14 protein-coding genes are annotated in these 13,087 nt (G+C 66.2%); 10 read left to right on the top strand and 4 right to left on the bottom strand.

What is annotated here, in order from left to right:
• Positions 1-36 precede the first annotated feature (36 nt).
• On the top strand, positions 37-351 hold the full coding sequence (locus tag ABGB18_RS41455; RefSeq protein WP_347701165.1) for a helix-turn-helix transcriptional regulator: 315 nt from the start codon (positions 37-39) through the stop codon (positions 349-351).
• Positions 352-632: 281 nt separating this feature from the next.
• Here the strand turns inward: ABGB18_RS41455 and ABGB18_RS41450 are convergent, their stop codons facing one another.
• Together ABGB18_RS41450 and ABGB18_RS41445 are read right to left on the bottom strand one after the other, a co-directional pair.
• The gene (locus tag ABGB18_RS41450; protein WP_347701164.1) at positions 633-1,124 is read right to left on the bottom strand and encodes a hypothetical protein; all 492 of its coding nucleotides are present in this window, start codon (positions 1,122-1,124) and stop codon (positions 633-635) included.
• Positions 1,125-1,484: 360 nt separating this feature from the next.
• On the bottom strand, positions 1,485-2,474 hold the full coding sequence (locus tag ABGB18_RS41445; protein WP_347701163.1) for a metalloregulator ArsR/SmtB family transcription factor: 990 nt from the start codon (positions 2,472-2,474) through the stop codon (positions 1,485-1,487).
• Positions 2,475-2,551: 77 nt separating this feature from the next.
• On the opposite strand from ABGB18_RS41445, the gene ABGB18_RS41440 reads away from it, so the two are divergent.
• The 3 genes from ABGB18_RS41440 (at position 2,552) to ABGB18_RS41430 (ending at position 7,003) form a co-directional block, all read left to right on the top strand.
• Positions 2,552-3,757, top strand: coding sequence for an MFS transporter (locus tag ABGB18_RS41440; protein WP_347701162.1), 1,206 nt, complete (start codon positions 2,552-2,554; stop codon positions 3,755-3,757).
• 484 nt (positions 3,758-4,241) lie between these two features.
• Positions 4,242-4,805 carry a DinB family protein gene (locus tag ABGB18_RS41435; protein ID WP_347701161.1) on the top strand — a complete coding sequence of 188 codons (564 nt, stop codon included), beginning with the start codon at positions 4,242-4,244 and terminating at the stop codon, positions 4,803-4,805.
• An 899-nt stretch (positions 4,806-5,704) separates the two neighbouring features.
• Positions 5,705-7,003, top strand: coding sequence for an MFS transporter (locus tag ABGB18_RS41430; protein WP_347701160.1), 1,299 nt, complete (start codon positions 5,705-5,707; stop codon positions 7,001-7,003).
• Positions 7,004-7,416: 413 nt separating this feature from the next.
• On the opposite strand, the gene ABGB18_RS41425 is transcribed toward ABGB18_RS41430, so the two are convergent.
• Positions 7,417-7,590, bottom strand: a complete 174-nt coding sequence (locus ABGB18_RS41425; protein WP_347701159.1) for a hypothetical protein — start codon at positions 7,588-7,590, stop codon at positions 7,417-7,419.
• Between the two features lie 350 nt (positions 7,591-7,940).
• On the opposite strand from ABGB18_RS41425, the gene ABGB18_RS41420 reads away from it, so the two are divergent.
• On the top strand, positions 7,941-8,411 hold the full coding sequence (locus ABGB18_RS41420; protein WP_347701158.1) for a MarR family transcriptional regulator: 471 nt from the start codon (positions 7,941-7,943) through the stop codon (positions 8,409-8,411).
• Between the two features lie 58 nt (positions 8,412-8,469).
• Here ABGB18_RS41420 and ABGB18_RS41415 read toward each other — a convergent pair whose 3' ends face one another.
• Complete coding sequence (locus ABGB18_RS41415; RefSeq protein WP_347701157.1) at positions 8,470-9,753, bottom strand: erythromycin esterase family protein; 1,284 nt, start codon at positions 9,751-9,753, stop codon at positions 8,470-8,472.
• 295 nt (positions 9,754-10,048) lie between these two features.
• Between ABGB18_RS41415 and ABGB18_RS41410 the strand changes: the two genes are divergently transcribed.
• The 5 genes from ABGB18_RS41410 to ABGB18_RS41390 all read left to right on the top strand — a co-directional run bounded on the left by ABGB18_RS41410 (position 10,049) and on the right by ABGB18_RS41390 (position 12,817).
• A complete protein-coding gene (locus ABGB18_RS41410; RefSeq protein WP_347701156.1) occupies positions 10,049-11,131 on the top strand; it encodes an FAD-dependent oxidoreductase in 1,083 nt (360 codons plus the stop codon).
• A gap of 495 nt (positions 11,132-11,626) precedes the next feature.
• Positions 11,627-12,088, top strand: a complete 462-nt coding sequence (locus tag ABGB18_RS41405) for a hypothetical protein (protein ID WP_347701155.1) — start codon at positions 11,627-11,629, stop codon at positions 12,086-12,088.
• Positions 12,089-12,140: 52 nt separating this feature from the next.
• Positions 12,141-12,344, top strand: a complete 204-nt coding sequence (locus tag ABGB18_RS41400) for a hypothetical protein (RefSeq protein WP_347701154.1) — start codon at positions 12,141-12,143, stop codon at positions 12,342-12,344.
• Positions 12,314-12,439, top strand: coding sequence for a hypothetical protein (locus ABGB18_RS41395; protein ID WP_347701153.1), 126 nt, complete (start codon positions 12,314-12,316; stop codon positions 12,437-12,439). Before ABGB18_RS41400 ends, ABGB18_RS41395 begins: the two co-directional genes overlap by 31 nt.
• Before the next feature lie 207 nt (positions 12,440-12,646).
• Complete coding sequence (locus tag ABGB18_RS41390; protein WP_347701152.1) at positions 12,647-12,817, top strand: hypothetical protein; 171 nt, start codon at positions 12,647-12,649, stop codon at positions 12,815-12,817.
• Positions 12,818-13,087: the final 270 nt, after the last annotated feature.

Below are 13,087 nucleotides of genomic sequence, written 5' to 3'. Positions count from 1 at the left end.
TAGCGCGACGACATCCACCGAAAGGAGCGCTTTGTCATGGTCGGAGGACGCGGGCGTTCCCGCTCTCCCCGGGATTTGGCCGAGGACCCGGAGAACTGGCCCTACGCGGACCTGTCCGGCCATCCGGCCGCCGCCGTCGTTCAGGCCATCGCTGCGGCTCTGCAAGGAGTGATGGCCGAGCGAGGGCTGAGTTTCCGCCGGCTGGCCGAGGTCGGTGGGGTGAACCGGCAGACCGTCAATGACGTGGTCGTCGGGCGTTGCTGGCCGGATGTGGCCACCATCGCCCAACTGGAGGCCGGCCTGTCCGTCCGGCTGTGGCCTGCTTCGCCCACCGGGACCGGTGGAAGCTGACCCGCGCCGGACCCCTTCTCGCCCTGGTGAGGGCATCGTCGATCCTTCCCGCCCCGGCCCTGCCGATCGCAGGGCAGGCGAAATCCAGGCTCGACGCCTCCCCAAGAGACCCCATTCGAGTTACTCTCGGGAGTGCGCGAGGCACTATCAGTTAGAACCTGGAGGGTGCTCACGCAACCTCGGGTGCCGCCGAGGGCCTAATCTCGGCGGCACCCTGCTTGTCCGGCCCGGCGCCCGCACGACCGTCGTTTGTGCGCCTGACCTGCGATATATCTCATGCTCTATGCCTTGTCGTTGGCGACTCCCCCCAGCGCGTGACCATTGATGCCCGCAGCGATGGAGAACAGGCCCGGCTCGTGCTGGGTCAGCCAGCCCAGCGCCGTCAGTCGCTTGAGCCGTGCCCGGGTGGTCTCCACCCGTCCCCGCACGTCGGGCTCGCCCAGCGCTTGAGCCACTTCCTTGGCGCGCATCGTCCGTCCGGAACTCGCCATGATCACAACGACCTGCTGGTCGAGCCCGGTGACCGGTTTCGGCGCCGGCGCGGCTTCCGCCGGCGAGGCGTGCGCCGGGGCATCAGGCGTGCCGCCAGAGGGCGCCTGCTCGGGCTGGGAATGCCTGGCCAGCATCGGCGCGACTATCCTCCGAGCGGTGGCCAGGTCCCTCAGTTGCTCTTCCAGAGCCGCCACCTGCTCACGCAACGACTCAAGCTGGCCGCGAACGGACTCCTCGTCCGCGGCCAGTTGCTCCAGCAGCGATGCTTCGCCCAACGTCATGCCCGACCTCCACGTACTGGCGCCGTGCGTAACCCGCAGAGAATGTGCGACTGCACAGAGTCACGCAGTGTCTGCAGACCGTAACTGTAGATGGCTTTGCGGCTCACGTGAAGAGACACCTCTGCAATCGGTCCCTCCACCACCGAGCACAACTGTCCCTGTGCGACTACAGACCCGCCGGATGGCTCGACAACCCACGCACTGTGCGCTGCCCTGAGGCGATCCCTCGCTGCAGAATCTTGGAGAGCGCAGTCTGCACGGCCCATTCGTGAACACACCAAGGCGGGAGATTGAGCTCAGATGCCGAGCCGGTAGCGACAGACAGCCACGTCGAAGGGACGGCGCTGCAGCATCGGCGGCCTAGGTAACCGTCCTGCTCAAGGACGCCCCGAGAGTAGTCGTCATGTACAAGACGCTGCGCCCGGATCGCTCGCGGGCGACCAGCCCGCTCTCGCGCAGTACGCGAAGGTGTTGTGAGACGGCGCTGGGCGTGATCCCAAGCGCTCGAGCCAAGTCCGTCGTCGTTGCGGGGGACCGCAGCGCCTCGAGCAGTTCGGCTCGCGCCCGACCGAGCAGCCGGACCATGCTGCCGGCGGGTGCCTGCGTCCCGGCGGTCCACAGCGCCCCGACACCTCGTGCCGGATAGCGCACTGTGGTCTGCGAGGACGTCCTTTTCTTGATCAGCACGTAGGGTGAGCCGAGAACAACCGGCATGAGCACCAGCCCACCCGGACCGCGCTCCACAACACGCTCGACCCGCCAGCGTGCTCCCCCCAGCTTCAGCTGGCCATCGCGCCAGCTCAGATCCGGATGCAGGTCAGCGAACAACCTCTCGGCACCGCCCGCGGCCATTTGCTTGGCCCTATGGATGACATCCGCATCGAGTACGGCCCGGATCCGTGACCAGTGTGGCGCGATGAGCCGATCGTGTGCCGCGCGCAGTTCCGCGGCGATCGCACGCAGTCCTGCCGCCGGCTGCTCAGCGAGCGCGGCGGCCGGGGCGGGGAGGTCTTCGCCGAACACGCGCCGGAGGCTGATCCGCACTTGAGATGCGGGTGTCCTGCGCAACGCGGCAAGGTCCTCGTCGATGGATGCCCCCGAGCCGAGCGGGGCAGGAACGAGGAACTCCGGCCAATTCGGCCGGTCGCTGATGATCAGCGGCCATGTATGCGAGAGATCCAAAGGATTTCTGGCAAGCTCATCCGCCGCCCACCGCAGCCACCGCAGGTGGAGCGGGTTCCGATCAATATCTCCCAATTGCTGCAGGCCGGACACGGTCTCCGACAGCGGCGAGATCGCGAACCGGGTCGCCGCCAACTCGGTCACACCGACATCGATCGTCAGAGCCACAGATCGATTATGTAGCGCTCGTCTAAATACTGTCGTGGCGACGCCTGATACCTGAAGATCACCAGATGATGCGGAACATGACGCGGAGTAAGGCTGAGCCACGCTTGTCTGGGGGCTACTGGCGGTTGTGGTGGGCGACGGGTATCAACAGCGTCGGTGACGGGGCGTTCGCTGCGGCTATTCCACTGCTGGCCGTCACGGTCACGCGCGACCCCCGACTCCTTTCGATCGTGTCCGCGGCGACATACCTTCCCTGGCTGCTGCTGTCCCTGCCCGCCGGCGCGCTCGTCGACCGGCATGACCGCGTCGCCCTCATGTGGCGCGCTCAGGCGATCCAGGCGTTGATCGTCGCTGTCATCGCGGTTCTTGCCGCGTTCGGCCAGATCGGCATCCCGATGCTCGCCATCATTGCCTTCGGACTGGGAGCGTGCACGGTCGTTTTCGCCAACGCGGCCCAGGCGGTGCTGCCGGATATCGTTGCTGAGCCGCTGCTGCACAAGGCGAACGGCCATCAGCAGGCAATCACCACGGTCGGCCTGCAGTTCGCGGGGCCACCGGTCGGCAGCCTGCTGTTCGCGGTCGCCGTGGCGTTGCCATTCGGCGTGGACGCCGCCTCGTTCGTCCTGTCCGCTGCACTGCTGGCGACGTTACCCAGGCGCAGGCGCGAGCGAATTGAGCATCCACCGATGCGGATGGCGATCGCGGCCGGCCTGCGCTGGCTGGCTCGTCATCGGCTTCTGCGCACCCTCGCCATCTTGCTCGGCGTCAACACCTTCTGCTTTCAGCTCGGCAACGTCTCCCTGGTCCTCCTGGCGACCCAGACGCTGCACCTTGACGCGCCCGGATACGGGCTGCTGCTCGCCGGCGCCGCGATCGGCAGTCTGCTCGGCGGGCTGGTCAGCGCGCGCCTCGTCAAGAGGATGGGCGAGCTCTCCGCGCTCCTTGCCGCGCTCATCACGAACGTCGTCATCTTCGTCGGGATCGGGCTGAGCCCCAACGTGATCGTGCTCGGCGCCCTGTTAGCCGTCAACGGCTTCGTGACCACGCTCTGGAGCATCGTGACCGTCAGCCTCCGGCAACGGATCGTACCGTCCGAGATGCTGGGCCGGGTCAACAGCGTCTACAGGATGCTCGGCTGGGGACTGATCCCGCTCGGGGCACTGGCCGGGGGGCTGGTGGCGCACGCGTTCGGGCTGCGCGCGCCGTACCCGGTCGCGGGGGCGCTGAGAGGAATCGCCTTGCTCATCGCGATGCCTGTACTGATCCGTGCCATGCGTCACTGAACCTCCGCGGGCCTCGTGGGGCGGCGGTGGCGGGAAACGATCAACGTACTCGCGGGAAGCGATCTTCCAGCCCCAGTCTCCGCCGCTGGCCAGACCTATTCGTGAACACCCCACCCAGGGCCGTTCTTGAAACGGCTGGACTGAGGTTGACGGGATCCCGTCTGATCATCGAGATCAGGCGGGATCTTGCTGTTTCATGTCCTGTCTCATCGAAGGCTGGTCATTGTCAGCGAAGATTGATGACCGCAGGGTTCGTCTCACCGAACTTTAGTGACGGGTGTCACTGCGGTGTCACGGGTGGCGGTGGGGGAGTTCGCGAGCGCGTACACGGACCCAGCTCTTAGTGGCTACGAGCGGGACTTTACCCGGCCGGAGTGGCGTTATGCCCAGTAAATCCAGGTCGCGCTGCCGGACGGCGTAGCCGGAGTCGTCCTGCGGTCACCAGGTCGGCACGCTCTGCTCGACGGGTCGGTAGTGTGCGGCGATGACAAGAAGCGAGCGGCTCGCGGAGCAGCTGGACCGGCACTGGTGTAAGAACCTGCGGCCGCGGCTGGACGGTCTTACCGATGAGGAGTACTTCTGGGAGCCGGTGCGCGGCTGCTGGAGCATCCGCCCACGTGGCACGTCGGCCGCACCGATGTCGGCAGGTTCGGGGGAGTGGACGGTGGACTCCGCGTCCCCTGACCCGGTGCCGGCACCGGTGACCACGATTGCCTGGCGGCTGGCGCACATCATCGTCTCCTGCCTGGGCTATCGGGTCGGATGGCACTTCGGCGGCCAGGACGTCGACTCCCAGACATTCGCCTACGCGGGGACCGCTGACGAGGCGCTAAAGCAGCTCGATGAGATGTATGGGAGATGGAACGCGGGGGTCCGCGAGCTCTCGGACGCTGACCTGGAGAATCCGCCCACGGTGGGTCCCGAGCGGTTTCCCATGGAGGGAATCGTCCTGCACGTCAACCGGGAGCTGATCCATCACGGCGCCGAGATTTCCCTGCTGCGCGACCTCTACCGCTGGCAGGACGGAGCCGTACCGCGCCGAATATGACTTTCGGTAACCGGCGATCGAGCTTCGAAACTTACGTGGACTCCGTGACGCTCCGTGGCTGCTGCCGCCGAGAGGCATCACGATCTTTAACCGCGGTTCTGCGCAGCTAGAAGGCCCTGGTATCCCGGGCGAGCGCCACGCCAGGGCCTTCTAGCTGCATGTTCGAAGTTGGCGAAGCTTCTATGAACATCACCATGGCCGCCTCCCACCGCGCTCAACCTTCGGTGAGATTGCCCAACCTTCGATGAGACAGGACAGTTTCAGGGGTTTCCGAATCGGGTTCGTCCTGGTTTGGGGACCGCGGAGCGGGTGTCCGGGAAGGCGCGGGTGGTGTCAGGCCGCTGGTGGAGGACCGAGATCCGGCCGTTGGGCATGGCGAAGCCGACGGTGAGCGAGGCGCTGCGACAGGGTGGCGGGTTTGGCGGCTTATGGGGCGGCTGACGGCCTGCTCTGGCCTGCTGGTGGCGTGCCGTCGAAGAGCTCGACTGGAGTCTGCGGGGTGTCAGCGGGCGTGATCGGTGCAGCCCAACAACTCCACGCTGTAAACGGCGAAGCACTGCCAGTCACTACCGCTTTCTCAAGATCTGTCCGTGCCAGTCAACGTCGACGTTTACCGAGCCGAGCGCAATCCCGGGGCCAGGTGCCCGCCCGCGGCGAGCACCTGGCCCCGGAAATGTCAGCCGCCTATGTCAAGGTGACCTGATCACCACAGTCGATCACGCTCGGGCACCTGCGGCCTGACGGGTTCGGTCCTGTCTCGGATCAGCAGGCTCCATCGAAAGAGGTGCCCTCATGCGTGACCTTGACCCATCGCTTCACGACCACCCATATCCCGAGGATCTGATGGCGGACGTCGCCTCCCGTCCCTGCGGTTGCGCCACGAACAGCGATGGTGGTGCGTGAAACCCATCCGCGAGGCGATCGCTCCCCTCACCGTCCGGGACTTCCGCCGCTACTTCTTCGGGCACACCGCTTCGACGTTCGGAGACGCCCTTACCCCCTTGGCGATCGCTTTCGCCGTCCTGCACCTCACCGGATCGCCCGCCGATCTCGGCATCGTCATCCTGAGCACCAGGATCCCCGTCATCGCGCTGAGCCTTTTCGGCGGCGCCCTCGGCGACCGCTTCTCTCGACGCAACGTCATGCTGGTCGCCGACCTGATGCGCTTGTTCGCCCAGGCAGCCACTGCGGCCCTTCTCCTCAGCGGAACGGCCCGCATCTGGATGATCGTCGTCCTGCAACTCATCGCGGGCATGGGATCTGCCCTCTTCACCCCCGCCTCGGTCGGCCTCGTGGCCTCGCTCGCCGGCAAGGGACGGGTGCAGGAAGCCAACTCGCTGCTGTCGATGTCGCGCAGCATCACCTCGATCCTGGCGCTGAGCACGGCCGGAGTGCTGGTGGCAACCGTAGGGCCGGGGTGGGCGATCCTGATCGACGCGGCCACGTTCCTGGTGAGCGCGGCCTTTCTCACTCGCCTTCCCCGCGCCGTCGCCACGCAGCCCCCGGCCACGAGCGCAGGACTGCTGACCAGCATCAAAGACGGCCTCGCGGAAGTCACCAGACGATCCTGGCTCTTGATGTCGATCACCCACGTGGCCTTGACCAACCTGATCGTGGTCGCGCCGTTCCTGGTTCTCGGCCCGTATGTGGCAGACAAGCACCTCGGCGGAGCCCCGGCCTGGTCCGCGATCGGCATCGCCTACGCCGTCGGAGGACTCGCCGGCGGCGCCGTCGCGGCCAGGTGGAAGCCCTCCCGCCCGGTAGGCGCGACACTGGTGGTGTTTCTGCTGATGACACCGCTGCCGGCCCTCTTGGCGGCACCAGTCGGCCTCTGGCTGCTGATGCCGGCCGCATTCCTGGCCGGCCTGGAGGTGGTGGTCTACAACGTGTTGCAGACCACCGCCATCCAGCGCCATGTCCCCGACCACCTCGTCGGCCGGACCAGCTCCGTCGTCACGCTGGGCGCACTCGTGGCGGCGCCCTTGGGCATGGCTGTCGCCGGACCCGCGGCCCAGACGTTCGGCAGCGGCACGGTCCTCGCCGCCAGCGCCGTCATGGCCATCCTCATCACCGTGGCCACCCTGCTCGTTCCATCGGTGTGGCAGATCCGAGACAGCCCACGTGAGGATGCGCAACCACGGCCAGCTGAACCCTTTCAGGTCGACGCGGGCGGACGCTCAGCCGCACCCGAATCGTAAGCGTCGGGAAACGATCATTGTGTGTCCGGGAAGCGATCATCGAGCCGTCGGATCTGTGCAGCCCAGCCGTACTCGTGAACGCCCCACTGGAGACTTGTCTGCTTCCCGAGGATCTGAACAGGTGGGCTACGGCTGTTGAGGTGCTTGTCGCAGGACGAGATGTCTCCTGGCTGGGTGACCGTGCTCCGGAGCTTCGCATCGAAGTGGATCAGGAGGCGTCGTCCATCGGCGTGACCGTATTGGACCCGGCAGCGTCCGGGGTGTCGGTGACGGTGCCTCTGAGCATGCCTGATGGATGGATCGACCATTTGCGTGAGGGGCTCGAGCAGGTCAGACGGACATGGCCCGGCGAGGTGGAGCAGACCTCGCCGGGTGTGTATGTGTGGCGTGGACATTGAGATCAGGACGAGCGATCAGAGATCGGGAAAGATCTGGTCCATTGCCTCGGCGCCCTCCAGGAGTACGGGGCGGAGCTGCTTGCGGTAGACCGTCTCCGTCACGCTCGTGTTGCGGCGGCCGACCAGGCGTGAGATGGCTTCGATGGGCATGCCGGAGTCGGAGAGCAGCGAGACGAAGCTGTGCCGCATCTCGCGAGGAGTCCAGTCCTTCGAGTTGGGGCCGGCCTTTGAGGACAGCCCGGAACGAAACGATCACCTTCCTGCTGGGAAGCGATCTTCCAAGGCGGTACATCCGTCCAGGTCGAATGCACTCGTGAACACCCCTTGCCTACCAATGCAGGCTGGAGGCATATCTGTCGAATTTGGTCGAAGCTCCGGGGGCCTCAGAGCCTGCTGGCAGGGGATTTGGTGTCGGGGGGTCCCCATCGCGCCCAGACCAGGCTGATGGTGGAGGCGGCGCCGGCAACCGGATCCTCGGCGTCATCGCAGCCAGGCGAGGTTGGTTCGTAATGCAAATCATCATCGACTAATCTCGAGGCATGACCACGACCGAGGCGACCACCGAGCTCGGATTCACCGCCGCGCTGGTACGGATGTCGCATCTCGTGCAGCACGTGTTCGCCGATGTGAGCCACGACCATGAGGTCACCCCGCAGCAGGTCCAGTTGCTCTGCATGCTGATCGACGGCCCGATCGGCATGACAGAGCTCAGCCAACTCTTCCACCTGGAGAAGTCGAGCATCACCGGACTTGTGGATCGGGTGGAGCGACGCGGGTTGGTCACCCGGGTCCGCGACGGCCGGGATCGGCGTGTCTACCAGATCGCGTTGACCGGTGAGGGCACACGGCTCGCCGTCGAAGCTCACGAGGATGTGATCAGGCGGCTGGACGCCCTGGCTAAGGACCTGTCGGACGCAGAGAAGGCGCGGGTGGCGTCGGCCGTCGTGTCGGTGCTGGACCGGCACGGCGTCTTTACGCGACGCCCGGGCGACCTGCCCCGCGAAAGCTGACGTCTGCCCCGTCGTTCAGTCAACGGGGGGCAGGCGCGAAGGTGCTCCTCCTGGGCGTTTATGGACGCGGCTGATCGGTGTGTGAAGGCCAGGGGGCGTCGAATTCTGGCAGCCACCGCACCGGCGAGGTCTCGTGCACATGGATCAGAACATCGAATGCCCCGGCCAGCGACGAGAGCCGGATTCGGGCTTCGGCGTCACGGGCGGGGTCGTAGACCCCGCTGATCACCCGTGCCTGCACAGGCCCGTGCCGCCACCGGTCTACCTCTGCGGGCGCGTCGCTGTTCAGGTCGACGTAGAAGGCGGGCAGGTCGACGGCGGCCAGAGTGGCGTCGATCAGGTCCGGTGCTGGGTCGGGCGCTGCGGCGACGCCGAGATCACCGTGGTGAAAGCCGACGGCGACCGACAGGTAGCGTGAGCCGAAATGCGTACGCAGGTGGCTACCCTCGCCGATGAAGCGCTCCGTGGTCTCTCCGCCGATGTCCAATGACAGACCCGCCGTGTGTGAGATGCCATCCCAGTAGACGATCCGGGCGCCGGTGGCGTTGTGCCGGTCGATGATGATCTGCGCCGCCCGGCGCTCGTCTCGGCCGAAGCCACCGAGTCCGGCAACGCTGTTCTCGTGGAAGTCGACGATACGGCGGATCCGGACGAGGGCCTCGTCATGTGCGGTCGCCGCGTCAAGGCCGGTTGGGTGGGGTAGCGATTCCAGTAGGGTCAGCGCGTCGCGGGCGTGGTCGGCGAATGGCCGACCCGGATGTAGGCCCTGGTGCCGCTGCACGTGCTCGTCGACCCGGTGGGCTGTGCGGATAACTGACAGCTGTGCTTCCAGCTCGGCGAATCGCTCGGGCGCGGTCCGCCTGACGTAATCAAGCGCCACATCGTAATCATCAAGTTGGGCCGAGACAGGTTCGATGCCCAGCACGCGGACCGGATCGTCAGGACGAGCTTGGTTGTAGGCGCGGATCCAGTCGAGCGTCGCCACGGCCTCCGCGGTGCGCCACGGCCGCCATGCCTCGGCCAGCACCGACCTGGAATCGCCCAGACCGGTACGGACATAGGCGTCGAGACGCTCCCCCGAAGACACGGAGTCCTGGATTGCCAACGCACGGAACCCGTGCTTGGTCACCAAGGTGCGAAAGATTCGGTCCCGCACGCCATAGGTCTGTCGGGAGAACCGGGTCGACTCGCCGAGGCCTATGACGGTCGCGGCAGCGAGCCGCTCGATCAAGGCTTCAAGATCGGTTCCAGAGTGGCGGGGGTCGGTGGCCAGGACGGGACGTGCCGCGGCGCGCAGCCATTGGTGCACCGCGGCGTAGTCAATGGGGGACGTGACAGTCATGATGCCTTTCGTGGCGCCGGTGAATGGTCGGCCACAGTCTCAGGCCTGCATCACGGTTGAGGTCAAGGAGCCCTGCCGTCCTGAGATGCGGCTTACGACCTTGTCCGTATCGGGTGCATTGCGAGTGTGGGTTTGTGCTGGATGGATGGCGCCGAGCCAGAGCCTCGAAGGCCCTCCCGCGCCTGGAGGGCGTTGTACGCCCACGCCCTCGCAGCAAGTCCACTTGACGACGTCTCCCGCCCGGCCCTAATTTGTTCGTATTGCATACTATTAATACTACGAACTAGGAGCGGGTGTGCCTGAGACCGTGCTTGTTGTCGGTGGTGGATACGCAGGAATCGCTGTTGCCAAGGCTCTGGACGACGTGGCCGAGGTCGTACTGGTCGATCCGCGGGACAGGTTCGTCCACAACGTCGCCATGCTGCGTGCTCTTGTCGACCCCACGTGGACGGACCGGATCTTCCTGTCTTACGACAGACTGCTCGAACGCGGTCGCGTGATCCGGGATCGCGCGGTACGCGTGGACGGCACGTCGGTCACACTCGGCTCGGGTGAGCTGATCCGGCCCGGTTACCTCGTGCTGGCCACCGGCTCGACCTACCCCTTCCCCGCCAAGCCCGAGACCGACGACAGTGCGCAGGTCATGGCGCGGCTCCATCACACGCGAGCAGTGCTCGGCGAAGCCGAACGCGTTCTCCTGCTCGGTGCGGGTCCTGTCGGTCTCGAACTGGCGGGTGAGATCAAGGCCGCATGGCCGGACAAGGCCGTCACGGTGGTTGATTCGGCGCCCGACATCCTCTCCGGTCGCTTTCCGGACGAGTTTCGAGCCGTGCTTCGGGGTCAGCTCGATGAGCTCGGCGTGCGGCTGGTGCTCGGTGCGGCCTTGGACGAGCAGCCTCCGTCCGAACCGGGCGATGCGAAGACCTTTTCGGTGACCACGCAGTCCGGCAAGAAGATCACTGCCGATGTGTGGTTCCGCTGCTACGGTGCCACGCCCAACACCGGCTACCTGGCCGCTCCGCTCACTGAGACTCGACTGGCCACCGGCCACCTGGCTATCACGCCGGAACTTCGCCTCCCGGACCAGGAACGTGTATTCGCGATCGGGGATCTCACCGCGCTGCCAGAGGCAAAAATGGCAAAAGCAGCCGGTCGGCACGCGGAAGTCGTCGCGGCCAATATTCGTACGCTGATCGGTGGCGGTAGCGAGCTCACCATGTACCAGCCTGCCGCCCCAGGAATCTCACTTCCACTGGGGCCGGCAGGCGGCGCATCCTATGCGGCCGAGGTCGGAGTCCTCGGCGCCGCGCAGACCGCTGCCCTCAAAGGAACCCATCTGCGGATGGACTCTTATCTGACGCTATTGGGACTTCGATGATCGAACGCCGACGGCACCGTACCAGGTCCTCACCTCGGGCAGACAAACCAGGCGCCATGGCCGTGATTCAACAGATATGCCTCCAGCCTGCATTGGTAGGCAAGGCTCAGGGCTGGCTCATCAGCCGGAGACCCTCTGCATTAGGGACGATCCACGGCAGCTGTTCGCCCTTCCTCGCGCCTGCCCACGACGATCATCACCGTGAGGATGCGGGCCATCTCATTCTGTTATAACCTCTAAGCCCATTCCTGAAATCGCAGGTCGCGCCCCTTGCCTGAGCTGGGTTGGGAGTGTTCGGGGAGGTGGGCGGCGCCTGATCATGGCGGTGATCGTCTGTCACCGGATGATTTCGCTGTGGGTCAGCACCAGCAGCGCCCGCAGCAGCATGTGCGAGTCCTGCCGTGCGGAGGTCAGCGATGCTGCGGCGGTGTCGCACGGGGGTATCGCCCGTGTCTGCCATGCCGATCGCAGTCATGGTGAGAATGCGCCAGCCTGGTGCCACGTAGCGACCCGCTCACCCACCCCGACCACCTCATCCCCGAGGCACGGCAGAAGGACTACGCCGCCGCCTATGCGACCCCCACCGCCTTGACCGCAGGCTTCGACCTCTATCGGGCGTTGCCTGCTGACAGCGAGCACAACCGAAAGCTCAAGGCTTGCACGACACCGCTGCTCTACCTCCGTGGCGCCTACGGCATCGGGAAGGCAACCACAAACCTCAGCACCTACCGTGACGGACTCGCCGCCGCCGGCAACCAGGCCGTCACCGCCGCCCTCGTCCCCGACTCCGTCCACTACCTCCCGGAAGAAAACCCCGCCGGCACCTGGCAAGCGATTACAGTAGCCACTTCATCACCGACTGAACGCGCCCCCGGTGGGCAACGCCGCCCCTCACGTGGGCCGCTGACCGCCGTCAGCCCCGCGCTGACCCGGGTTCTACCTCTGCCGATCATGTGACTTATGGTGAGCGCCGTCACCGCAGGAGAAACGAAGGGGAGGGGCGGGACGGGTGGCGTTCCTGATCGACGAACAACGCCGCAACCACGGCACGTTCGTCACTCAGGTCACCGGGGTCGGCGAGGGCACGGTGCCGCTGCTGCTCATCGTCGACGGCGCCGCAACCGTGACCGGCAACACCATCGTCGGCCGCCTGACAGACCGGCCCACCATCAGCGTCCAGGTATGGGGGCCGGCACTGAACCTGATCTTCTGACCGGCTTCGCCCTGCTGGCTCACCTCACCGTCCCCGCGGTGGCCTTCATGCTCGGCTTCGGCACCCACCTGCCCCGCTTCGCCCCTCCCAGCTGACCACCATGGCCCGCTACCTCGAAGGCTCTGACGGCATCCGCGTCCAGCCCGCGGCCGTCCGCCGGACGAGCATGTCGAGGGCACTCGCGTCCCACCCCGGCGCGTACCCTTCCCGGTCCGCCGTCACCTCACGCAGCCTGCCAGCCGCCGGTGGGGGCTGTCCACGCCCAGAACGTGGTCCCGGGGGCTCCCGCGAAGTATCCGCCGATGACCTCGACCGCCCAGGCCGTACTGACCCGGGCCGTCAAGGCCGCACGCGACATCGACACGCGACATCTGCTGCGCGCCCTGCTGAAACTGGAACGGCCCGACCCCGCGGCGGAGCTGATGGCGCGGCTCGGCATCGATCGCGCGGCCACGTCCGAACGTCTCGCCTAGAACGCCTTCTGAGGCATCCGGGCAACCGTCCGACGGTATTGGACCCAGCAGCGTCCGGGGTGTCGGTGACGGTGCCTCTGAGCATGCCTGATGGATGGATCGACCATTTGCGTGAGCGGCTTGAGCAGGTCAGACAGACATGGCGGGTGAGCCGCGCATATCAGCCTTGTCGATCGGACCCCGGCTGTTTCATCGGGCTGTCACCGCAGGCTACCTGACGTGGTGATTCTTCCCGCCCCTAACTCGAGCGGCCACCTCGCCGTCGTCGAA

Source organism: Nonomuraea sp. B12E4, from assembly GCF_039871825.1.
GTDB lineage: Bacteria > Actinomycetota > Actinomycetes > Streptosporangiales > Streptosporangiaceae > Nonomuraea.
Note: the sequence above shows the minus strand (reverse complement) of the source record. Positions and strands in the feature narration are given on the sequence as shown.